A 22,653-nucleotide genomic window follows, 5' to 3' on the forward strand; every position below is an offset into this window, starting at 1 on the left:
CGGAACTGCCTGCCAAAGTGACCCTGGTGAAATGCAGAATTATCCTCTTCCTTTCCAACTCAAGAGAGGCTAGACGACATAGCAGATGAACCGGTGGCTTCACATCATAGTTAGTCTGTTCCTCGCCCTTGGTGTGGCGACGATGCCAATGGCGCATGCCGCCGAGTTGAGCTTTGGCACCGGTACTGTTGCGTCGGTCGATAGCTTTCCAGGCTTTTCGAAGAAGAGCAACGATAAGCAGTCCGATCCTGCCAAAGCCTCAGTCAATTTCCATGGTTGCCACGGCCATCATATCGGGATTCCGGTAGGCGCCTCGCCGACACCCGAACTGGTGATCGCGGTCAAGGCTGTGCCAGCACGAAACGGCGCAAGCCTTGCTCCACCGGCGCAGTCCAATACATTCCGACCTCCAATCGCCTGACAACTGAAGCTTCGCCTGGCTGAGCCCGGGCGCGCCCTTCGTTTGTCAGGAGTTCTTCGTTCATGCACCCCATGTTTGCGGCCGCCATGGCTGCAGCGCTCGTGGCCATATCAGCCACGCCCGCTGCCGCGCAGGTGGACAGCCGGCCCATGGCTGGCCCCCCAGCACCATCTGTTCCACCTTCGGTCCGCACCGGACCTCTTCCCACGGTCCTGACTCTCGCGCAGGCGCTTGAGGAAGCCCAAGCCCGTTCGCCGGTTCTTGCCGCAGCCCGCGCCGATGTCGAAGCGGCCCGCGGGCGACTGCGCCAAGCAGGCTTTCGGTTCAATCCAATGCTCAATGTCGAGGTCGAGAATTTCGCCGGAACCGGACCTTATTCTGGTTTCAACGGCACCGAAACCACCGTCTCGATCAACCAGCGACTCGATCTTGCTGGCCGCAGGCGCGCACGAATGACGCTCGCCGAAGCCGAACTGAGGGCGGAAGAATATCGTCTTGCCATCGCGCACGCCGATCTCACCCGACAAGTCCGTATCCAGTTCGCGCTCGGCATCGCTGCGCGCGATAATTTGACCCTGGCTCAAGAAAACGAGGTACGAGCGCGCGAGCTTTCGCGCATTGCACGCGAACTCGTCGATACCGGAAAGGAGCCGCCGTTGCGTGGCCTCCGAGCCGGGGCGGCGTTGGCTGAAGCAACGGCCACGTTGCGGAGCGCAGAAGCCGACGAAACGACAGCCCGGCGCTCACTCGCAGCGCTCTTCGGCGTCGATGCTCCTCCCGCAGAACTCGCCGGCAGCGACATGTTGCCGCCGCCACCGCCTGTCGATGCCTCGCAAACGCTGGATGTGAAGCTCGCCGAAATCAATCGCCTCATTGCCCAGGCGCAATTGGGCCAGGCGCGGGCAGAGGGTCGCCTTGATCCTTCAATTGGCGTGGGCATGCGTCAACTCCGGGAAACGGGCGACCGGGCCATGATCGCCAGCCTTTCCGTCCCGCTGCCGGTGTTCGACCGCAACCAAGGGAATATCGCCGCTGCCAGGTCAGGCATGCAATCGGCTGAGGCCCGACGCAATAGCGTTCTAGCCAATACGCAAGCGGAGATCGCCAATGCCCGAGCAACGCTGCAGGCGGCAGAGGCACGTGTTGCTGCGCTTGAGGGCAGTGGTATCAACCAGGCGCGAGAGGCACTGCGGCTTGCGCAACTCTCGTACCGTGCTGGCAAGTCATCGCTGCTCGAGCTTCTCGATGCGCAGCAGGCCTATGCCTCTACGCAAGGCGAGCTCATTGCAGCACGTCGCGCCCGGGCGGACGCCCAAGCAACGCTGACGCGCCAAGCTGCGACTGCCAACGAGGCGGATATCACGCCATGACGCATGGGCACCTGTCAGCACGCACTGGCGTCCTTTCTCTGGCCACCAGTTCGATAGGCTTTGCCGAACCCCGAGGAGATGGGTCGCCGGGCACCGCGACCTTGGCAACGGGTCATGCCACGCCATCGTCGAACGCCCTTCCTTCCCTGTTTGCAGCGACGCGTCGATGCGCGCGGACGGCCCAGATGAAATTCGGAGATGTTGAATGATCACACAGGATAAACGCCTCCTCGGCGGCGTGGCTGGCGCCGTGCTGCTCGCCGCAATCGGTGGATTTAGCGTCGCTCGCTACACAGCGGAACCGTCCCCCGAAGCTCAAAAGACCGAAAATGCAGAGGAAGGCACCGTAGCTCACGCCGATAACCTTGCCATGACCGAGGAGGCCATCGGTAAGGCTGGAATCGCTGTCGAAGCAGTGCGGGCCGGCGGACTTGGTTCCGAAATCCTCGCGCAAGCCACCGTCACAGCGGCGCCCGCGGGCGAGGCAATCGTGACCGCGCGCGCGGGCGGTGCGGTGACGCAGGTATTCAAACGGCTCGGCGACCCGGTGAAGGCGGGAGAGACGCTTGCAGTGGTGCAGAGCCGGGACGCGGCGCAGATCGCCGCCGAACGTACGGCGGCAAACGCCAAGGCCGCACTCGCGCAAAAGAACCTCGCGCGAGAACGCCAGCTTTATGAGCAAAAGGTGTCGGCTCGTGTGGACTACGAGCAGGCGCAAGCAGAAGCCGTCGCTGCGACGGCGGAGGCCCGTCGCGCTCAGGTCGCGGCCAGCGCCGCAAATATCACGCGCGACGGCGGCGGCGCGATCGTCGCCAGCCCCATTTCCGGGCGAGTGACGGCAGAAAGCGTCACCCTTGGAGCATTCGTACAACCCGAGACCGAATTGTTCCGCGTTGCCGATCCATCGAAGGTCCAGATCGAGGCCGCGGTTGGGCCGACCGACGCCCAGCGACTCGCTCCCGGTGATCGGGCCGTCGTCGAGTTGCCCGATGGCCGAACGATCGAAGCGCGCGTGCGCGCCATTACGCCCGGCCTTGCCGGCGATACGCGTTCCGCCACGGCAGTCCTCGATGTTCGGGGCAGTCTGCAACCGGGACTCGCGGTGCGCGTCCGCCTGTTGCCGAGCCGGGGGGAGGCTTCCAATGCGATCGTCATACCCGATGAAGCACTGCAAACCCTGGAAGGAAGGGACATTGTCTTGGTGCGGACCAAGCAGGGTTTCCGAGCAAGAAACGTCACGATCGGCCAGCGTAGCGCCGGTCGAGTCGAGATTAGTTCAGGCCTGAAGCCGGGCGACATGATCGCAACCAAGAATGCATTCCTGCTCAAAGCCGAACTCGGCAAGGGCGCGGGCGAGGAGGAATAAGCCGTGATCGCAAGTTTGATCGCATTTGCCGTCCGCCAACGCTGGGCCGTCCTCTTCTTCTTCCTCGTCGTCGCCGGCCTTGGCATCTGGCAGCTCACCAAGCTGCCGATCGACGCAGTACCCGACATCACCAACAAGCAGGTGCAGATCAATACGATCGACCCGCGCCTCTCACCGGTCGAGATCGAGAAGCTCGTCACCTACCCGGTGGAAATCTCACTCGCCGGCATTCCGGGTCTCGAAACGACACGCTCGATCTCGCGCAACGGCTTCAGCCAGGTGACGGCGATCTTCAAGGATTCGACCGACCTCTATTTCGCGCGGCAGCAGGTTGGTGAGCGGCTTCGGCAGGCCACTGAAAACCTGCCCGATGGCGTCCAACCGCAGATCGGACCGGTGACGACCGGCCTCGGCGAAGTCGTCATGTATACGGTGGGGTATACCAATCCCGACGGCAAAGGCGCGAAGAAGATGGCGGGCCAGCCGGGCTGGCAGCCCGATGGCAGTTACCTCACGCCCGAGGGTGACCGGATGGTCGATGAGGTCCAGAAAGCGGGCTATCTGCGCACCGTCCAGGACTGGATCGTCAGTCCACAGCTCAAGGCCGTCCCAGGCGTGGCAGGCGTCGATTCCATCGGCGGCTATGCGAAAACCTTTGTTGTCGAGCCCGATCCGACCAAACTCGCCAGCTTCGGCATTTCATACAGCGAACTCGGCGAGGCGCTCGAAAAGGCCAATCTCGCCGTCGGTGCCAATTACTATAATCGGTCGGGGGAAGCCTATCTCGTCCGTGTCGATGCGCGGGTGCGCACCGTCGAGGAGATCAGGAACGCGGTTACAGCGACGCGTGGCGGCGTGCCCGTGACTGTCGGCCAAATCGCCAACGTCAGGATCGGGGGTGACCTGCGCACCGGTGCGGGCAGCATGAACGGCGAAGAAGCCGTGATCGGTACCGTCCTCATGCTGATCGGCGAAAACAGTCGAACTGTGGCACAAGACGTTTCGGCCAAGCTCGATCAGGTTTCGAAGACCTTGCCACCCGGTGTTGAAGTGAAGACCGTTCTTGACCGCGCCAGTCTCGTCAATGCGACTGTGGGCACGGTCGAACGGAACCTGACCGAGGGCGCTTTGCTGGTCGCGGCATCACTGTTCCTGCTGCTCGGCAACTGGCGGGCGGCCATTATCGCCGTGCTCGTCATTCCCTTCTCGTTCCTGATGATGGCGATGGGGATGAACGCATTCCGCGTCCCCGGCAACTTGATGAGCCTTGGTGCGCTGGATTTCGGTCTGATCGTCGATGGCGCCGTGATCATCATCGAGAATTGTCTAGCGCGTCTGGCATATCGCCAGGAGCATGAAGGGCGGCTGCTAACGCTCCGAGAAAGACTCGAAGTGACGATGCATGCCGCGCAGGAGATGATCAAACCCACTGTGTTCGGCCAGGCAATCATCCTCCTCGCCTTCGCGCCGCTGCTCATGTTCACCGGCGTCGAAGGCAAGACCTTCTCGCCGATGGCAATCACCATCATGTTGGCGCTCGTCGCGGCCTTCATCCTCGCGATCACTCTGGTTCCGGCGCTTGTCGCCCTTCTGATCCGTGGCCGTGTGGCGGAGAAGGAAGTGTGGCTCATCCGCAAGAGCAAGGATCGCTACCTGCCGCTGCTCGATAAGGCCATCGCTCGGCCGTGGCCGTTCATCCTCGGAGGCCTCGCCTTTTTCCTGGCGGCAGTTCCGGTATTCGGACTGCTTGGCTCGGAGTTCATTCCACAGCTCGATGAGAAGAACCTGGCGCTCGCCTCGACCCGCGTACCGTCCGTCAGTCTGGAACAGTCTCTGGTAATGCAGCGTAAGGTCGAGGAGGCAGTCAAGAAACTCCCCGAAGTGGAGCTGATGTTCTCCAAGACGGGTACCGCCGAAGTTGCCACCGACCCGATGCCACCGAACATTTCCGACGGCTTCGTTATCCTGAAACCACAGGACCAATGGCCGGCAGGCGTGGAAAGCAAGGCCGACGTGATCGAAAAGATCGAAAAAGTTGCGGGTGGGCAGCTCGGACAGCTCTATGAGGTCAGCCAACCCATCGAACTGCGCTTCAACGAACTGATCGCTGGCGTCCGAGGCGATGTGGCCATCAAGCTCTACGGCGACGATCTCGACAAGATGTCGCAGGCAGCCAACGAGATGGTGCGCGTACTCCAGTCGATACCAGGGGCCGGGAGCGTCAAGGCTGATCAGGTCGGTGGTGCCCCAACACTCGACGTCAAGCTCGATCGGGCACTAATCGCGCGCTACGGCCTGACCGTGCAGGAGGTCGCCGATACTGTCGCGGCGGCGCTCGGCGGTCGTGAATCGGGGCTGATTTACGAAGGTGACCGGCGCTTCGATGTCACAGTTCGCGTGCCCGAGGCGACGCGGGTCAATCTCGATGACATCCGCTCGTTGCCCGTCCTACTGCCCCAGGACGGGGGTGGAACGCGACGACAGGTGCCTCTCGCCCAGGTAGCGCAGATCCGCCTCACCGAAGGGCTGAACCAGGTCTCGCGCGAGAATGGCAAGCGCCGTGTCGTGGTCCAGGTCAATCTGGAAGGCCGCGATGCCGGATCCTTTGTGCAGGAGGCGCAGGCCAAGATCGCGCAGGTAAAGCTGCCGGCCGGCTATTATCTGGAATGGGGCGGTCAGTTCGAGAGCTTGCAGGCTGCGTCGAAACGATTGTCGATCGTTGTGCCTCTGTGCTTCGCGGGCATCTTCGTGCTTCTCTATATGGCGTTGGGTGGGTTCGGACGGGCCACCGCCGTCTTCCTGGCGGTGCCTCTCGGACTTGCGGGCGGCGTATTCACGCTTGCCATGACCGGCATTAACTTCTCCGTCTCGGCAGCAGTCGGCTTCATCTGCCTCGCCGGTGTTGCGGTTCTAAACGGCCTCGTGGTGATGAGCGCCATCCGCGAGCGGATGGAAAATGGCCTGCCGCTGGCCGAAGCCATCCGCGAGGGCATGGCCGAGAAGATGCGCGCCGTGGTGATGACCGGTTTCGTGCCCGCGATCGGCTTCGTACCGATGGCGCTGGCGCACGGCACAGGCGCCGAAGTTCAGAAGCCGCTCGCAACTGTCGTGATCGGCGGCCTCATCGCCGCCACCATTCTCACACTGCTCGTGCTGCCTGCCATCGCCAAGGTTGTCCTCGGCGCAAGTGAAAAACGGAGCCGCAAACGCGATGACAGCACCGAGCCAACCGCGCCCGAAGCAGGATGAAGGAGAAGATCATGACCAAAGCGACAAAGCTGTTGCGGATCTACACGGACGAGGATGCCTATCTTGGCGATCGCAGGGTATTTGAGGTCATTGCTTCTCGCGCGCGGGACACGGGCCTGGCGGGCATCACGGTTCTTGAAGCCCGGTTGGGGTTCGGCAGGTCGGCACACATCCACCAACGCCGCATTTTCGAGAATGGCCGTGCTCTCGTTATCGAGATTGTCGACGACGAAGCCAAGTTGAGGAGCTTCGTCACATCGCTCGATGACATCCCTGACGTCGGACTTGTCACTCTGGAAGCCGTAGAAATTCTTGCCGGAAAGACCGAGCAGGCCCTTCCGGGCAAGAGCGTATGACGAGCGTCCGAAATCGGCTCAAAAAGCCCGCTGCGAGCTCCACGCATGACAGGCGATACTCCGCCCGAGAGCTTGGTGTGTCCGTCCACGAGGCGCCGGCAGCCTTAGGCGCTCATCTAATGACCAGATATGTTTACGGTAGAGAACTCCATCCTATTGCCCGCGCCTCTGGCGCGGGTCTGGCGGCTGGTTGTCGATGTGGATCGCTATCGCGACTGGCATCCAGACATAGGTCTCGAGAGCGACCCGAACGATCCGAAGAAGCTTATCTATACCTATTGGCGCCCAGGTTGGGCGGATCCCATCATTTCGGTCGAGGGTTCCATCATTCGCCTCAAACGACCATCCGAATTCGCCTGGCGCGTCGGCATCAGAGGGCTGTTCGAGATCGAGGAAGGATTTCATCTGGAGAAGGCGCCGCAAGGCACCCGGCTCACGCAGCAGCTGTCCTGTTCGGGAATCGGTTCATGGTTCGGATTTCTTCTCATGAAGCCGTTCATGCGTCGACGGCTTGCCGGGACCGATGGCTCGTTGGAGCGCCATCTTCGGCGGGGCACAGTAATATCGCGCTATTCGCACCGAAACCCCCGCCATCATTAGGCGGTGCGCTATCCTGCCGAAAATCGACCGCCTTCCAGACACGGGCCCTGTTCCGCTCACACGGAAAAACGTTCTGTCGATTCCGCCAGTACTGGCGTCATGAGGTGCGGGCGTTCGACGCGCCCGCACCTCACCATCAACGAGCGGATATCGCTCCAGCGCATGAGTTTCCCATGGGCGCGCCGACAGGAAGAGGGGAGCGGCGATGAAAGACCAGGTGCGCCTCGACATTCCGCTCCTCCTTCCGGAGGTCCACGATGAGGCTGATCGCTGCGTAGACCGACTTACCACTGAGTTGCGAGGGCGGAAGGGCGTTCAGGACGCGCACGTCGTCGCCGCCCGAGGCGACAGGCCCGCACAACTGTGCATCCATTATGACCCGGATAGCCTATCTCTCGAGCGCGTGCGCGAAATCGCCAGAGGCACCGGCACGGCGCTCACCGAAAAATATCAGCATATCCATTGGACAGTTGAAGGGCTGACCCACACCCGCAAGGCACGCACGGTCGCCGACCGGCTTCGACAATTGCCGGGAATTATCGAAGCCGAGGCCAGCGCCGCCGGGACTGTTCGCGTTGAATTCAGCAGATCCGAAACAACCGAAGCGGATATCAGTAAGGCCTTGGCGGACGTAGGCGTGCAACACCGGCCAGCACCGGGCATGCCCGAAGCCTTGGCCGGAAAGCCTCATAGACACGATCATGCCGAGCACGATCATGGGGCAGGGAAGCATGAGCATGCCAATGGCGGCCTCTTTGGACCCAATACAGAATTGATTTTTTCGTTGATTTGCGGCGGAGCGCTCGCAACCGGATTTGCGATCGAAAAATTTACCGCGCCCCCTTCGTGGATTCCGCTCGCCTGCTATCTCGTTGCTTATCTGTTCGGCGGCTGGTTCACGTTGCGCGAGGCAACCGAGAATCTGCGCCTTAAACGCTTCGAGATCGACACGTTGATGCTCGTCGCGGCGGCCGGCGCTGGCGCGTTGGGCGCTTGGGCCGAAGGCGCGCTCCTCTTGTTCCTGTTCAGCCTGGGGCACGCGCTTGAACATTTTGCCATGGGCAAGGCCAAGCGCGCGATCGAAGCTTTGGCCGAACTGGCCCCACGCACGGCCATGGCGCGGCGCGGCGATGGTGAACTGAACGAGATTCCTGTCGAGGAACTCGTCATCGGCGATACTGTGGTCGTAAAACCCAATGAACGGTTGGCCGCCGATGGGTTCGTGGTGGCCGGACGGTCAAGCGTCAATGAGGCGCCCGTGACCGGCGAAAGCGTGCCCGTTGACAAAGAGCCGGTGCCGGAGCGCGCGCATGCCGCAGCCCAGCCGGACAAGGTGCCGGCTCGGCACCGCGTCTTCGCGGGCACCATCAACGGCCCGGGCGCGATCGAAATCGCCGTGACGCGTCTCGCCGCTGACACTACACTCGCCAAGGTCGTCAAGATGGTGAGCGAGGCCGAGACCCAGAAGTCACCCACCCAGCGTTTCACCGACCGCTTCGAACGGTTGTTCGTGCCCGCAGTGCTCGCGTTGGTGGCCGTGCTGTTGTTCGCCTGGGTTGTTATCGATGAGCCCTTCCGTGACAGCTTCTATCGCGCAATGGCCGTGCTCGTTGCGGCCAGCCCTTGCGCGCTCGCCATTGCAACGCCGAGCGCCGTTTTGTCAGGTGTTGCACGCGCGGCACGCGGGGGCGTATTGATCAAGGGCGGCGGGCCGCTCGAGATGCTCGGCTCGCTGGATGCTCTGGCGTTCGATAAGACCGGCACGCTCACAGAAGGGCGGCCGCGCATAACCGACGTCTTACCGACGATCGGCGTCGATGTCGCCGAACTCATGACGATTGCGGTGGCCGTCGAAAGACTCAGCGATCACCCACTGGCTGAAGCCATTGCGCGGGATGGTGTACGATTCTTCGATAATCGACCGGTTCCAACTGCAGCAGATCTCACCAGCTTCACAGGGAGCGGCGTACAGGCCCGTGTCAACGGCGAGACGGTGCTGATCGGCAAGGCCGAGATGTTCGGCCGGGATGGCCTCGCCCCGCTCTCAGAAGAGACAGCGCAGACAATCGAGCGCCTGCGCGAGCAGGGGCGCACGACCATGGCAGTGCGCAGTGGCGACCGCGATCTCGGCGCGATCGGCCTTATGGACACGCCGCGCGCCGCGGCAAGGGAAGCGATTACGCGGCTCAAGGCGCTCGGGATTCGGCGCATGATCATGATCTCGGGGGACAATCAGCGGGTCGCAACCGCGGTCGCGGCCGATGTGGGCATCGACGAAGCTTGGGGCGACCTGATGCCCGAAGACAAGGTCGCAGCGATCAAGAAACTTCGCGCCGAAACCCCCGTCGCAATGGTCGGCGACGGCGTCAACGACGCGCCGGCCATGGCCAATTCGACGGTCGGCATCGCCATGGGCGCGGCAGGCTCGGATGTCGCGCTGGAGACCGCCGATGTTGCGTTGATGGCCGACGATCTCGCACACCTGCCGTTCGCCGTCGGCCTTAGCCGTAGCACGCGCTGGATCATTCGGCAAAATCTGGTCGTCAGCCTGGGCGTGGTCGCGCTGCTGGTGCCGGCGACGATCATGGGTCTGGGCATAGGCCCGGCGGTCATGGCGCATGAAGGCTCGACCCTGCTTGTCGTGTTCAACGCACTCCGGTTGCTGGCCTATCGTGACAATGGAGATGGGCGATGAGCAAGGGCTTCTTGAAATGGAGTTTCGTCGCATTTCCCCTGGTCGCCGCCGGCCCTGCTTATGGCGAAACCCTGCGGCAAGCGCTCATCTATGCCTATCGCACCAACCCGAGCCTGACTGCAGCCAGGGCCGGCCTGCGCGCCACCGATGAAGGCGTGCCCATCGCCAAGGCGGCCGGGCGTCCGACACTGAGCGCCACCGCCGACTATCAGGAATTTGTCCTACGATCCGCCAATAGTTTTTCCGCCCCCTTGCGCGCCGCGAATGCGAACGCCAACCTGTCATTTCCCCTCTATCAAGGCGGCCGCGTCAAAAACTCCATTCGCGCCGCCGATGCACGCGTCGAATCCGGGCGCGCGAACTTGCGCTTCACGGAAGCCGATGTCTTCACGGCAATCGTCTCGGTCTACATGGACGTCATGCGGGATGCTGCGATCGTCGAGCTCAACCACCGCAATGTCGCCGTCCTCGAGACGAACCTCCAGGCTTCCCGCGACCGGTTCGAGGTGGGTGACCTGACCCGCACCGATGTCGCTCAATCCGAAGCGCGTCTCGCTGTAGCGCAAGGGCAGTTGGAGACGGCGCTGGCGCAGCTCGATACCAGCCTGGAGAATTATCTTCGCTTCGTCGGTCTGCCCGCGCGCAATCTCGAGCAGCCACCGGCATTGCCAGGATTGCCCAGGACACCCGCCGAAGCGGTTGCGATCGCTATCGAGAGCAATCCTCAGCTTCTCGCGGCCAGCGCCGATGCGAAGGCCGCGCGCTACGACGTCCGCGTCGCTGCGGCGTCCCGCCTTCCCAGGCTCTCGGCCGTGGCAAGCAGTGGTTACAACAACTATCTGGGTTCGCTCACTAGCAGCCTTCCCGGACGCGTATTCCAGCAAGCGCAGACCACGGCAACCATTGGACTTTCGGCAACGATCCCACTCTACCAGGGCGGCCTGCCAGCAGCCGAAGTTCGACGCGCAACTGCCCTTGAGAGCCAGGCGCTCGAGCAAACCATATTCGTCGAACGCCGTGTCGTCGCGGAAGCCCGGGCCGCCTATTCGCGCTATCAAGCGACGCAGGCCGTGATCCGGTCGTCCAAAGCCGCAATCACGGCCAATGAGCTAGCTCTTGAAGGCGTCCGTGCCGAAAATAGCGTCGGCACGCGCAACGTCCTCGATGTGCTCAATGCCGAGCAGGAGCTTCTCAACAGCCGCGTACAGCTCGTGACCGCCGAGCGCGACGCCTATGTCGCGGGTTTCACGCTGCTCGCGGCCATGGGCCGGGCCGAGGCGCGCGATATCGATCTTTTCGGCGGCACGCTGTTCGAGCCGGGCTTCAGCCGCAAGTCGACCCCAGGGCCGGTGCCTCCCAGGATCGATTCCGACCCCGCTCCCGGCGGTAGAATAGAGTTTGTGCCAGCGCCGGCCGAACAACATCTCGACGACAACGCGCGATCATCTGCCACCTACCCAGCAGTGGACGAAGCACGCTCAACGGACAGAGGGGCCAGCAACCCATGAAGCAGGCTTCCTCATCCGTCAGAACACTCTCCGAAGCGCGGGAGAAAACGGCAAGGCCTGACCAGCGCTCCGTGCCAGCCTGGAGCGGGAGCAAGGATATGGAAGTCTACACCAGAACGTGGATCGCTTGCAGCGCCCTCCATCTCTGGATCATTCTTCGCCGCGTGGAATGGGTCGAGCGCTGGAATCCTTATGTCATCGCCAGACGTCTCACGTCCGACCCAAATGCCATCCGATATTATTTCTCGAATAATCCACGCTCCGCAGTACGCACGATGTTCAACGGAACCCTGGTGATCGACGACCCAGGCATGACCGTCACCATAGAATTTGGAACACGGAACCATTTCCGATTTACCGAGACCCTGAGCATTGAGCGAACGCCGGATCGACAATGGCTTCGCCATGATCTCACTGGCGAAGGCCTCGGCGTCAAGTTGATAGGCCGGATACTGACGCGTCGGATCAGGCCGATGATGCTGCATGCCAACACCATGCTCGATGAGTTCATGACGTCGTTGCAGGCGCCCGTCGAGCGACAAGGCCGCCGCAATGTTCACATGCAACGGGCCCGTTTCGGTTCGGCGAGCCAAATGAAAATGTGCGCCAACGATCTGCGAAAAGGAGACGATCCGTGTCCGAAAACGTAGATGTTCCCGTTGTCGCCGGGTCCAATGGCGCGGCACGACTGGCGCATGAGCATGTCAAGAATGCGAACAGCAGGATGCTGCTGCTTGCACTTATCCTGACGGGCACATTCCTGATCGCGGAAGTGATTGGCTCGTTCGCCTTCAACAGCCTCGCCCTCCTCTCCGATGCCGCGCATATGCTGACCGATGTCGCTGCGCTAACCATTGCCCTGATGGCTATCCGGATCGGAGCGCGAGCGGCGGACGACCGACGCACCTTTGGCTACAGGCGATTCGAGATCCTCGCCGCCGCGTTCAACGCCCTCATGCTGTTCGCCGTGGCGATCTACGTCCTCATCGAAGCCATCAACCGCTTCCGCGATCCCGAGCCGGTTCAATCGACGGGCATGCTGATCGTCGCCGTGGCCGGACTGATCATCAATCTGATTTCCATGCGCCTGCTCCGGTCGGGGAAAGAACGGAGCCTCAACCTCAAAGGCGCCTATCTTGAAGTCTGGGCAGACATGCTGGGTTCGATCGGTGTCATCGGCGGCGCCGTTGCCATTCGTTTCACCGGCCTCACCTGGATCGATCCGGTGGTCGCTGTCGGAATCGGCTTGTGGGTGCTGCCTCGGACATGGATTCTACTGCGCGACACGGCGAACATCCTCCTGGAAGGCGTACCGCGCGGACTGTCCCTGGATGCCATTCGTCAAGCCATCGCCGGCGTTCCGGGAGTGCAGAGCGCCCACGATCTCCATGTCTGGTCGATCACGAGCGACTATATCAGCTGCTCGGTCCACATTGTCGTGAAGGACTTTTCGCTAGCGGAATCGATACGGGGTCGTGTCGCACAGATGCTGGCGCAGTCCTTCCAGATCGAACACGCCACCATCCAAACCGAGAGCAAGCCGTGTGCGGAGATAGGCTCCGCTCACACCTGACGAGCAATGCTTATTTGAGGTTCGGAAGATTTGAACCTCAGCCAACCGAGAGGAGATAATCATGAGTTTATCTGCGGAAGCCAGCCAAGGCATGCTCTGCCCCGTCTGCAAAGTCACGCTGTCGATCTCGGAGCGACAGGGCGTTGAGATCGATTTCTGCCCGCAATGCCGGGGCGTGTGGCTCGATCGCGGAGAACTCGACAAGATCATCGAGCGCTCTGAAACCGCAGCGCCTCCGCAGCCGCGTGCCCCGGAGCGTGAATACGATGAACGCCATCGCTCCGGCCATCACGAGCGCAAACGCAGGCGTGGATTTCTTTCGGACCTGTTCGACTGATCATGAAACGGAGCCGCCGCGGAAACGATGGGCCAGGAGAGAAGCGTGTTTGCAGAAGAAAATGAAACAATCCTGCATTTCTCACCGCCCAAAGTGTGGGCGGCGCTGACCCGCTTTGAGGACTATGAATGGTGGAATCCGTTCATCCGCATTGCAGGCCGACCCGAGGCAGGTGCGCTGGTCCAATATTCGTTCAGGATGAAATCGAACAAACCGCGCTTCTTTACCATCGATGTACGCATCATCACGCTTGAGCCTCAAAGACGTATGACCTTTCGGTTCGGATTTGGGGGGCTGCTCTCTTTCGAGGAGAGCTATGCCGTCGAGCCCGTTCCTGTTGGGTCGCGCCTGGTTCACAGCTTTCGCTGCACCGGCCTTCTTTCTGCGCTCAAACTCAAGAAGATGAAGCGGAACTTCAGCGAAATGCTCGAGATCATCGACCCGCTGTTCGAGCGGTATCTGGGGCCCACTCGGCCGCCTGCTTCGGCCAAGAAGCGCGTCAGGAAGGGATTTCGACCAAATGCCTGACGGCCCGACAAGTTTGGTCCCTCTGCAAGCAATTTTGCGGAAGAATGGCCTCCGCCAGATGAGGCCATCTTCCCTTGCGGTCCGGACCACGCCGTGGGCGCGCCCCCCGCGCCCACGGCGAAACCTACGCAAGTCTGGTCAAACCCGGCATTGGCGCATCCTTCGGGGCCCAGAATGCATGAAGGAACAAGCATGACTTCTATGTCGAAGGGTGATGGCTGGGCCCGTCGAATCGCGCTGTCACGATGCCTCGTATTGTTGACGGTCCCCCTTGCTGGTCTGCTGGCCGGATGCTCTGAATCCGATCAAGCCGACACATCCAATATGTCCGCGAACACGACTCTCCCCATTCAAATGCCCCCCGCCATCGTGGCGAGCCACACCTATAGATGCACCGGCGGGAACGTCCTCTATGTCGACTTCTTGGCGGACGGCACCTCGATCAATGTGAAGCAGCGGCCTTCCGGCCCGTCGCTTCGACTGACGGCGCCCTCGCAAGGACTCACCTATGTCGGCGACGGCATGAATCTGGCGCTCAATGGCAAGGACATCGAAATTGATGAGCCGAAGAAGCCGTCGCGCATGTGCAAGCGATCTTGAGGTCATAGGCGACAGCGATGTCGAGACGACGAAAGAACGGAATTTGAGGGAGAGAACGTGATGACAAGGCCCTTCAGACCTGCGCTTATCATCACATTCCTCGCCCTATTGACGGGCTGCATTTCTGGTCCCCCCCTCCAGACTACGGTTATCACCAACCCGAGCAAGCGCCTGGCGATCTATGGCGTCCGAACCTACCAGGCTAAGAAGGGCGTCCTTGTGATGGGCACCGTTCGCCGGCCGGCTCTGGCCAAAGGGGCGATATGGGGCCATCTGCATATCGTCGGCCTATTCGACGATCGACGACCACCAATCACTGTCGACACCAGATGGGGTAGCCTATCGTCTCGAGGGAGCAGATCCGCGCCCTTCAGTACGGTGTTACCAACATCCGACCCGCTTGCGATCAAAAGCGTCAGGATTGAGTATCGAGCCGAGCGGGATCGCGCTAGGACACCTCATCTCGACTAAGCTCGCGCGGCCGCCCCGGGTTACCCAGCCACCGTATGCCTCCCGGATGAACGATAGCATGGCTTCAAGCCGAAGCCGTCGACGCCTTTGCCCGATGCCTTATCGGAGAAGATCTTGTCGAATACTACATCCTCGAGCTGGCGATCAGCATCGCAATCGAACGCGCTGAATCGGACGTGTCCGACCCTCTGCCCCCATCGCCTGCTTCTGACAAAACAAATCTGTCAGGTTGAAATCCCTGAAATCCACCGACGGATGTCAAAAAAATCCAGCGTTCTTATTTTATTCGTTCTTATGAACAGCATAGCATCAGATCAAGCTATATTCAAAGTTGGCGCTAGAAGGCCAAGACCCTGAGCAATTGTGGTCTCACTGGCTTCAATCAGGTGAAAACTGAAGTGCGTCCAATATAGGACATTCGGCAACGTCGCCACCCGTACATTTAGCCAGCGTTGTCGCCAACGTCGCCTCTATATTCTGCAAGTCGGCGATGCGGTGTCGAACATCTTCAAGATGAATTTGAGTTCTTCCCATCACTTCTGCGCAAGTCTGCGCCCCTTTGTCGGTCAGTGATAACAGAGACCGTATTTCATTCATTACATAGCCAAGATCGCGAGCACGCAGGATAAACTGCAACCTTTGCACCAACTCCGGCGAATAGACCCGATAGCCGTTAGCGCTGCGCGTCGGCGCTGGCAGCAATCCTACCTTCTCATAATAGCGGATGGTTTCGAGATTGCAGCCGGTCTTCCGGGCCAGCTGGGCGCGTAAAATGCCAGATTGTGGCTGCATGAAAAACTCTCTTGAGTCTGTACGTACTACAGACATTACACTGCGAATCGCAAAGTCGGAAGAAAGGATTTGCGGCATGGCCTCAGCGCCTGAGTCGGGGCGGCCAACCCTCACTGAAAACCGCGAGCCGCAGCGGGCAAGCTGGTTTGCCACAGGCGCGCTGATCGGCGCGGGGCTAGCCTCGGCCTGCTGTGTCGTGCCGCTCCTTTTCGTCACACTTGGTATTTCCGGCGCGTGGATCGCCAACCTGACCGCGCTCGAACCCTACAAGCCCTATGTTGCGGCGGTGACGCTCGCGTTGGTTGGGCTTGGCTTCTGGCATGTCTATTTCAAGACACAACCGCGCTGTGAAGACGGCTCATGCTGCGTTCGTCCGCACTCGGCCCGCACCACCAAGGTCGCACTGTGGTTGGGTCTCGTCATCGTCATCCTTGCGCTCACTATCGACTGGTGGGCGCCCTGGTTCTATTGAAAGGATACTCCCATGAAGAAGACATTACTCGTTGGGCTGGCCGTACTGGCAATGACTAGCAGCGGGGTCGTCCTGGCGCTTGGAGATTCTGCACAGGATCGTCCGGCTGCTACCGCAACCGCGCAACGGCAAACCACCTTTGCCATTGAAAACATGACCTGTGCTACTTGCCCAATCACCGTGCGCAAGGCGATGAAAGGTGTCGCCGGAGTGACGGCGGTGAACGTCGATTTCGCGGCCAAGACGGCGCGCGCCACCTATGATCCACGACGCGCGAATGCCGCGCAAATTGCGGCAGCATCGACCGATGCGGGTTATCCGGCACGCTCTATTCAAAACTGAATGACGGCGCTCATCGCGCCTTGAGAAAGCGGTATCCAATGAACGGCTGTCGCAACCGCCCTAGGCGGGATGGGTATGACGTGGCCGTCGTCGGCGCGGGCTCGGCGGGTTTTTCAGCCGCGATCACCGCTGCCGAACTCGGGGCGAAAGTAGCGCTGATCGGCCATGGCGCGATTGGCGGCACCTGTGTCAATGTCGGCTGCGTTCCGTCCAAGACGTTAATCCGCGCCGCCGAGGCGGTGCACGGTGGGCGAGCGGCCACCCGCTTTCCCGGCCTTGGCGGTAACATCCAGCTAGGCGATTGGGCTCAGCTCGCGGCGTCAAAGGATGAACTGGTCAACACGCTGCGCCAGGAAAAGTATGTCGATCTGCTGCCCGCCTATGAGGATGCAAGCTATATCGAGGGCAAGGCACGCTTTGCCGATGGTGCGTTGATCGTGGACGATGTGCCGGTACAAGTCGGCAAGGTCATTTTGGCGATGGGCGCGCGGGCCAGCATTCCGGCGATTCCCGGGCTGGATACCGTGCCCTTTCTCACCAGCACGACAGCACTGGCGCTTGATTGCCTACCTCGATCGCTGGTGATCATCGGTGGTGGGGTGATCGGTGTTGAATTAGGCCAGATGTTCGGCCGCCTTGGTGTAGCGGTCACCATCTGTTGCCGCAGCCGCTTGCTCCCCGAAATGGACCTGGAAGTGAGCACTGCGCTGCAAACCTATCTGGAGACCGAAGGCGTGCGTGTATGCACGGGCATCGGCTATCAGCGTGTCGCAAACACAGTTAACGGGGTCGAACTTACCTGCGAAAGCCGGTCCTGTGACGGTGAAGATTGTTCCGACACCGTTGTAACGGTTCAGACTATCAGGGCAGAGCAAGTGCTGATTGCGGCGGGGCGACGACCCAACAGCGACGGACTCGGGCTAGCGGAGCGCGGCATATCTCTTGCCCGCAGTGGTGGGATCATCGTCGATGACTATCTCGAAACGGCCGCTCCCGGTGTTTACGCGGCCGGCGATGTCACGGGACGTGACCAGTTCGTCTACATGGCCGCCTATGGCGCAAAGCTGGCGGCGCGCAATGCGGTCGAAGGCAATCAGCACCGCTATGACAATAGCACTATGCCAGCGGTGGTGTTCACCGATCCGCAGATCGCCAGCGTCGGGCTGACCGAAACGGCTGCGCAGGCGAAAGGGCTGGATGTCAAAGTGTCACTGCTTCCACTCGATGCCGTACCAAGGGCGTTGGCGGCGCGTGACACACGCGGCCTTATCAAGCTGGTCGCCGACAAGGCGAGCGACCGTCTGCTGGGAGGTCAGATCATGGCACCCGAAGGAGCGGACTCCATTCAGACATTGGTGTTGGCGATCCGACATGGCATGACCGCCGCAGAACTCGGCGCGACGATCTTTCCTTATCTCACCACCGTCGAAGGGCTGAAGCTCGCCGCCCAGACATTTGACCGGGATGTTGCCAAACTATCCTGCTGTGCGGGATGACCTCCAGGGCTTCAATCTACGAAAGCAGGGTTCGCTCCCGTACCAAAGCTGTTCCGCTACGAAATCGAGGAGTTGGAGGCCGTACATAGCGGCCTCCAACCCGGCTCACGATGAGGTTAGCGGCTCTGGATCTCCGTTCTGTGCAGCCTCCTCGACGCGCCGACCGTATCGGGCGTAGAGTGTCGGCAGCACGAACAGCGTAAGAAGCGTCGCCGAGAGGAGCCCGCCGATCACCACCGTGGCGAGCGGCTTTTGGACCTCGGCGCCCGAGCCAGTGGCGATGGCCATGGGCACGAACCCGAGCGAGGCGACGAGTGCCGTCATCACCACCGGTCTCAGCCGCATCATCGCGCCTTCGTAGGACGCCTTTGCCCGGTCCATGCCATTCGCGATCAATCCCTGGATTGACGTGACCATGACGAGCCCGTTTAGCACCGCGATGCCCGACAGCGCGATGAACCCCACCGCCGCCGAGATCGAGAAGGGCATGCCTCTCAGGAACAGCGCCAGCACGCCCCCGACGAGCGCCAATGGCACGCCAGTGAACACGATCGCCGCGTCGCGAACGCTTCCAAGCGCACCATAGAGCAGCAGCATGATCAGTGCAAAACAGGCGGGAACCACCAACATCAGCCGTTCGCTGGCCGATTGGAGGTTCTCGAACTGACCACCCCAATCGAGATACTGGCCGGCAGAGAGGCGCACCTCCCGGTCGATCGTCTCCCGCGCATCAGCAACGACACTGGCAACATCGCGGCCACGCACATTGGCCTGAACCACGACGCGTCGCTTGCCGTTCTCGCGGCTGATCTGGTTGGGACCATCGGAAACGCCGATGTCCGCAACGCTCTGGAGAGGCACGAACCCACCATTGGGGAGGGGCACCGGAACCTGTGCCAACGTCTGCAGATCGGCGCGTGCCATATCCGACAAGCGGATGGTGACCGAAAAACGCCGGTCACCCTCGAAGATCATTCCGGCATCGCGTCCGCCGATGGCGGCGGAAACAGTGTCCTGAACGGTCTGGGCAGTGATGCCGAGCCTCGACATGATGTCACGGCGCGGCCGGATATCCAGCATTGGCAAGCCTTCCGTCTGCTCCACCCGAACATCGACAGCGCCTTCGGTCTTGCGCAGGATTGCAGCGATCTGGTTCGCCGTGTCGTTCATAGTATCGAAATCGTCACCGAAGACTTTAATCGCGACGTCACCGCGCACCCCGGCGATCAGTTCGTTGAAGCGCATCTGGATCGGCTGGGTTATCTCAAACGCGCCGCCCGGAATGCTTTCGAGGACTGTCTCCACCTTTGCCACGAGATTAGCTTTGGACAGGCCCTTGTCGGGCCACTCGCTTTTCGGCTTCATGATGATGAACGTATCGGAGATGTTAGGCGGCATCGGATCGGATGCGAGTTCCGCCGTGCCCGTCTTTGAGAAGACGAACCGCACTTCCGGAAGCTTCGCAATCTCTTGCTCGATACGGGACTGCATCGCCTGACTCTGATCGACCGATGTCCCCGGAACGCGCAACACCTGTGCGGTCAGATCGCCCTCGTCGAGCTGCGGAAGAAACTCCTGCCCAAGAAACGAGAACGTCAGGATCGCGGCCAGAAAGGCCCCGACGCCAACCCCCATAGTGAGGGTGGCTCGCTTCATCGCCTTGTGAAGCCCCGGCTCATATCTGCGCTTGAGCCAAGACATAATCCGGCCTTCCTTCTCCTCGACCGGCTTCGACAGCCAGATTGCGAGCATCGCCGGCACGAAAGTGAGTGAGAGGACAAATGCCGAGACCAACGCCATGATGACGGTCAGCGCCATCGGCGTGAACGTCTTGCCTTCGACACCGGTCAGCGTCAGAAGCGGGACATAGACGAGGATGATGATTGCCTGTCCGAACACGGTTGGACGGATCATCTCGCGCGCGGCCTGGGCGACGACCGACAACCGTTCTTCGGGACGCAGAGTGCGTCCGTAATGATGTTGGCGTTCGGAAATACGCCTCAGCGCATTTTCTACGATGATGACGGCACCGTCGACGATGAGGCCGAAATCAAGTGCGCCGAGGCTCATAAGGTTGGCCGAAACACCGCCCCTGAGCATGCCGAAGCTGGTCATCAGCATGGTGATCGGAATCACCAACGCTGCAATCAGCGCCGCGCGGAAATTGCCGAGCAACAGGAATAGCACGACGATGACGAGCAACGCGCCTTCGATCAGGTTTTTCGAAACCGTCTTGATCGTGGAATTGACCAGCGATGTGCGGTCGAGCACCGGCTGCACCACCACGTCGGTCGGCAGCGAGGCATTGATTTCATCCAGCCTTGCCGCCACCGCCGAGGCGACCGTTCGGCTATTCTCACCGATCCGCATGACCGCAGTGCCAACGACAACTTCCTTGCCGTTCTCCGATGCCGAACCATAGCGTATCGCCTGGCCGAGACGAACCTGCGCCACTTGATCGAGCCGGATCGGCACGCCTTCACGGGTGGCGATAACGGTTCCAGCAAGCTCCCCAATGTTGCGGATGCGCGCATCGGAACGCACGGCCAACCCTTCGCCACCACGGTCGACAACGCCGGCGCCGACCCCAACATTGTTCTGCTCCAGCGCCTGCGCGAGAGCCGTCAAATCCATGCCGAGCGCGGCGAGCCGCTGCATGTCAGGGATCACTTGGAACTGCTTTACATAGCCGCCAATCGTATCCACCCCGGCAAGACCCGGCGTGTTTTTGAGCAGCGGCGCAACGATCCAGTCCTGCGCTGTGCGCAGATAAGTCGCCTTATCGGCTTCGCTGACAAGGCGATCCCCTTCCGGCGTTATATAGCTGCCATCGGGTTGTAGTCCTGGCTCTCCGGGCTTGTGGGTGTCTTCGCCGCGATGTTCGAGATGGACCGTCCACATATAGACTTCGCCGAGTCCGGTCGCGATCGGCCCCATGGTAGGCGTTGCGCCTTCGGGCAGACCTTCCTCCGCGACGCGCAAGCGTTCCGACACTTGTTGGCGCGCGAAATAGATATCGGTCGATTCTGAAAACACGGCCGTGATCTGAGCAAATCCATTGCGGCTGAGGGATCGGGTGTATTCGAGACCTGGCACGCCCGCGAGCGCGGTTTCGATAGGAAAAGCGACTTGTGTCTCGACCAGTTCAGGCGAGAGTGCAGGCGCAACGATATTTACCTGAACCTGGTTGTTGGTGATGTCGGGAACGGCATCGATCGGCAGACGACTGATCGCCCAGCCTCCGATCACCGCGGCGATAAGCGTCATGAGCAGGATGAACCAGCGCCGCTCGACTGAGAATGTGACAATACGGTCGATCATGATCAATGTCCGTGCTCCGCTTCACCCTTGCCTAGCTCTGCCTTAAGGGTGAAGCTGTTCAGCCCGGCGAGCCGTTCATCACCCTTCAGTCCCGACGTCACCACCACGTTGCCTCCGCTTGGGCTTCCAAGCGTGACGGGCGTGGCCTTGAAGCCATGATCGGTACGCACAAACACGGTGGGGCGCCCCTCAACCGTCTGGATCGCGTTTTGCGGGACGAGCACCGATCCGGCACCGCCGCCCGGCAGTCGGATCGAGGCGGTGACGGGCTCCCCGACCCGCCACTGTCCGGAGCGATTGTCAATGATGGCGATCACCGTTGCGAGGCGAGTAGCCTCGTCGAGTATCGGTGATACGAAGTCGACTCGCGCTACCGACTTGCGGTCGCCGGAGACGATCTCGATTTCAGAGCCGGGCCTTACCCTTCCGGCATCGGCCGGGGAGAGCGCGACAGTGACCGCGACGCGCGACAGGTTGGCGATGCGGAACAGCTCGGCATCGGCCGCGACGGTTTGGCCCAGGGTTGCGCTGCGCGAGACGACCTGCCCCGACAAGGGTGCCGTCACTCCGATACGGTTGAGCGCACCACCTCGGCCACCCGCTGCAGCGACTTGCTGCTGAGCAAGGCGCTGCGCGATGCGGGCCTCGGTCGCGGCAGTGCGAGCGGCGATCAGATCCTGTTCGGGCGAAACGCGCTGGTCGAACAGGCTCTGCTCGCGACGCAGGTTTGATTCCGCAAGGGTCAGTCGTGCCCGAGCCGCTTCGATCTCGGCATTGAGCGAAGCGGCCTCACGGCTTTCGATGATCGCAAGCGTCTGCCCTTGCCCAACTGACTGACCGAGGTGACGGGTCAGTGAAACCACCCGTCCGCCGATGGCGGCGGACACGACCTGCATCCCTTGCGGATCGCCCTCGATCGTCGCCGGCAACGTCAACGCACCGCCGCCGCTACGGACGACACGGACCAGTTCGATTCCTGCCTTGCGTATCTGTTCAGGGCTGAGGTCGATGACGCCCTCATCTTCGGCGTGGCCGGCTTCTTCGGCGGTGGCGGCATTTTCGGTCGTTTCCGGGGCCGGCTCACGACTAGAGCAACCGGCCAGCAGCAATGCAGCGAAGCTGAGCGGCAATGCCGCTCTCAAATAGGACTTCATGG

Annotated in this window: 19 protein-coding genes; 16 read left to right on the plus strand and 3 right to left on the minus strand. The window is 61.2% G+C overall.

Going from position 1 to position 22,653, the window contains the following annotated elements:
* The first annotated feature begins 85 nt into the window (after window positions 1-85).
* The 13 genes from SGRAN_RS22440 (at window position 86) to SGRAN_RS21125 (ending at window position 14,603) form a co-directional block, all read left to right on the plus strand.
* Window positions 86-421: an amidohydrolase gene (locus tag SGRAN_RS22440; protein WP_148650943.1), complete on the plus strand. Its 336-nt coding sequence runs from the start codon at window positions 86-88 to the stop codon at window positions 419-421.
* Window positions 422-483: 62 nt separating this feature from the next.
* Window positions 484-1,791: a TolC family protein gene (locus SGRAN_RS21070; protein ID WP_067186640.1), complete on the plus strand. Its 1,308-nt coding sequence runs from the start codon at window positions 484-486 to the stop codon at window positions 1,789-1,791.
* Between the two features lie 205 nt (window positions 1,792-1,996).
* Entirely contained in the window at window positions 1,997-3,157 is a 1,161-nt protein-coding gene (locus tag SGRAN_RS21075) for an efflux RND transporter periplasmic adaptor subunit (RefSeq protein ID WP_067186642.1), read from the plus strand.
* A gap of 3 nt (window positions 3,158-3,160) precedes the next feature.
* On the plus strand, window positions 3,161-6,406 hold the full coding sequence (locus SGRAN_RS21080; RefSeq protein WP_067186643.1) for an efflux RND transporter permease subunit: 3,246 nt from the start codon (window positions 3,161-3,163) through the stop codon (window positions 6,404-6,406).
* Between the two features lie 11 nt (window positions 6,407-6,417).
* Window positions 6,418-6,762, plus strand: a complete 345-nt coding sequence (locus SGRAN_RS21085; RefSeq protein WP_067187242.1) for a DUF190 domain-containing protein — start codon at window positions 6,418-6,420, stop codon at window positions 6,760-6,762.
* A gap of 129 nt (window positions 6,763-6,891) precedes the next feature.
* Entirely contained in the window at window positions 6,892-7,362 is a 471-nt protein-coding gene (locus SGRAN_RS21090) for an SRPBCC family protein (protein ID WP_067186645.1), read from the plus strand.
* Between the two features lie 205 nt (window positions 7,363-7,567).
* Window positions 7,568-10,057, plus strand: a complete 2,490-nt coding sequence (locus SGRAN_RS21095; protein ID WP_067186647.1) for a heavy metal translocating P-type ATPase — start codon at window positions 7,568-7,570, stop codon at window positions 10,055-10,057.
* Window positions 10,054-11,565, plus strand: a complete 1,512-nt coding sequence (locus SGRAN_RS21100; protein ID WP_067186649.1) for a TolC family outer membrane protein — start codon at window positions 10,054-10,056, stop codon at window positions 11,563-11,565. The genes SGRAN_RS21095 and SGRAN_RS21100 overlap by 4 nt, the downstream gene beginning before the upstream one ends.
* Window positions 11,566-11,663: 98 nt before the next feature.
* Window positions 11,664-12,215 (plus strand): hypothetical protein, encoded by a 552-nt coding sequence (locus SGRAN_RS21105; protein ID WP_067186650.1) that lies wholly within the window; start codon window positions 11,664-11,666, stop codon window positions 12,213-12,215.
* Window positions 12,200-13,138: a cation diffusion facilitator family transporter gene (locus SGRAN_RS21110; protein WP_067186652.1), complete on the plus strand. Its 939-nt coding sequence runs from the start codon at window positions 12,200-12,202 to the stop codon at window positions 13,136-13,138. The genes SGRAN_RS21105 and SGRAN_RS21110 overlap by 16 nt, the downstream gene beginning before the upstream one ends.
* A gap of 61 nt (window positions 13,139-13,199) precedes the next feature.
* Window positions 13,200-13,475 carry a TFIIB-type zinc ribbon-containing protein gene (locus tag SGRAN_RS21975; protein ID WP_082737393.1) on the plus strand — a complete coding sequence of 92 codons (276 nt, stop codon included), beginning with the start codon at window positions 13,200-13,202 and terminating at the stop codon, window positions 13,473-13,475.
* Between the two features lie 45 nt (window positions 13,476-13,520).
* On the plus strand, window positions 13,521-14,003 hold the full coding sequence (locus SGRAN_RS21120) for an SRPBCC domain-containing protein (RefSeq protein ID WP_172709687.1): 483 nt from the start codon (window positions 13,521-13,523) through the stop codon (window positions 14,001-14,003).
* A 192-nt stretch (window positions 14,004-14,195) separates the two neighbouring features.
* Entirely contained in the window at window positions 14,196-14,603 is a 408-nt protein-coding gene (locus SGRAN_RS21125) for a hypothetical protein (RefSeq protein WP_237233608.1), read from the plus strand.
* 849 nt (window positions 14,604-15,452) lie between these two features.
* Here the strand turns inward: SGRAN_RS21125 and SGRAN_RS21980 are convergent.
* On the minus strand, window positions 15,453-15,944 hold the full coding sequence (locus SGRAN_RS21980) for a MerR family transcriptional regulator (RefSeq protein WP_455363797.1): 492 nt from the start codon (window positions 15,942-15,944) through the stop codon (window positions 15,453-15,455).
* Between SGRAN_RS21980 and SGRAN_RS21130 the strand changes: the two genes are divergently transcribed.
* From SGRAN_RS21130 to merA, 3 genes are all read left to right on the plus strand, one after another.
* On the plus strand, window positions 15,943-16,338 hold the full coding sequence (locus SGRAN_RS21130) for a mercuric transporter MerT family protein (protein WP_067186659.1): 396 nt from the start codon (window positions 15,943-15,945) through the stop codon (window positions 16,336-16,338). The two genes, SGRAN_RS21980 and SGRAN_RS21130, sit on opposite strands and share 2 nt — an antisense overlap.
* 12 nt (window positions 16,339-16,350) lie before the next feature.
* Window positions 16,351-16,680, plus strand: coding sequence for a heavy-metal-associated domain-containing protein (locus SGRAN_RS21985; protein ID WP_082737396.1), 330 nt, complete (start codon window positions 16,351-16,353; stop codon window positions 16,678-16,680).
* Between the two features lie 80 nt (window positions 16,681-16,760).
* Window positions 16,761-18,176, plus strand: a complete 1,416-nt coding sequence (gene merA, locus SGRAN_RS21140; protein ID WP_082737489.1) for a mercury(II) reductase — start codon at window positions 16,761-16,763, stop codon at window positions 18,174-18,176.
* Window positions 18,177-18,281: 105 nt separating this feature from the next.
* Here the strand turns inward: merA and SGRAN_RS21145 are convergent, their stop codons facing one another.
* Window positions 18,282-21,497, minus strand: coding sequence for an efflux RND transporter permease subunit (locus tag SGRAN_RS21145; protein WP_067186667.1), 3,216 nt, complete (start codon window positions 21,495-21,497; stop codon window positions 18,282-18,284).
* A gap of 2 nt (window positions 21,498-21,499) precedes the next feature.
* Entirely contained in the window at window positions 21,500-22,651 is a 1,152-nt protein-coding gene (locus SGRAN_RS21150) for an efflux RND transporter periplasmic adaptor subunit (RefSeq protein ID WP_082737397.1), read from the minus strand.
* Between the last annotated feature and the right edge of the window lie 2 nt (window positions 22,652-22,653).

The organism is Sphingopyxis granuli (assembly GCF_001559015.1).
Taxonomy (GTDB): Bacteria; Pseudomonadota; Alphaproteobacteria; order Sphingomonadales; family Sphingomonadaceae; genus Sphingopyxis; species Sphingopyxis granuli.

Bases quoted from the DNA above. Each gene is read 5' to 3' on its own strand.
- SGRAN_RS21130 (WP_067186659.1), top strand. From the start codon at position 15,943: ATGGCCTCAGCGCCTGAGTCGGGGCGGCCAACCCTCACTGAAAACCGC.
- SGRAN_RS22440 (WP_148650943.1), top strand. From the start codon at position 86: ATGAACCGGTGGCTTCACATCATAGTTAGTCTGTTCCTCGCCCTTGGT.
- SGRAN_RS21975 (WP_082737393.1), top strand. From the start codon at position 13,200: ATGAGTTTATCTGCGGAAGCCAGCCAAGGCATGCTCTGCCCCGTCTGC.
- SGRAN_RS21105 (WP_067186650.1), top strand. From the start codon at position 11,664: ATGGAAGTCTACACCAGAACGTGGATCGCTTGCAGCGCCCTCCATCTC.
- SGRAN_RS21980 (WP_455363797.1), bottom strand. From the start codon at position 15,944: ATGCCGCAAATCCTTTCTTCCGACTTTGCGATTCGCAGTGTAATGTCT.
- SGRAN_RS21085 (WP_067187242.1), top strand. From the start codon at position 6,418: ATGACCAAAGCGACAAAGCTGTTGCGGATCTACACGGACGAGGATGCC.
- SGRAN_RS21150 (WP_082737397.1), bottom strand. From the start codon at position 22,651: ATGAAGTCCTATTTGAGAGCGGCATTGCCGCTCAGCTTCGCTGCATTG.
- SGRAN_RS21100 (WP_067186649.1), top strand. From the start codon at position 10,054: ATGAGCAAGGGCTTCTTGAAATGGAGTTTCGTCGCATTTCCCCTGGTC.
- SGRAN_RS21125 (WP_237233608.1), top strand. From the start codon at position 14,196: ATGACTTCTATGTCGAAGGGTGATGGCTGGGCCCGTCGAATCGCGCTG.
- SGRAN_RS21070 (WP_067186640.1), top strand. From the start codon at position 484: ATGCACCCCATGTTTGCGGCCGCCATGGCTGCAGCGCTCGTGGCCATA.
- SGRAN_RS21095 (WP_067186647.1), top strand. From the start codon at position 7,568: ATGAAAGACCAGGTGCGCCTCGACATTCCGCTCCTCCTTCCGGAGGTC.
- SGRAN_RS21075 (WP_067186642.1), top strand. From the start codon at position 1,997: ATGATCACACAGGATAAACGCCTCCTCGGCGGCGTGGCTGGCGCCGTG.
- SGRAN_RS21145 (WP_067186667.1), bottom strand. From the start codon at position 21,497: ATGATCGACCGTATTGTCACATTCTCAGTCGAGCGGCGCTGGTTCATC.
- SGRAN_RS21090 (WP_067186645.1), top strand. From the start codon at position 6,892: ATGTTTACGGTAGAGAACTCCATCCTATTGCCCGCGCCTCTGGCGCGG.
- SGRAN_RS21985 (WP_082737396.1), top strand. From the start codon at position 16,351: ATGAAGAAGACATTACTCGTTGGGCTGGCCGTACTGGCAATGACTAGC.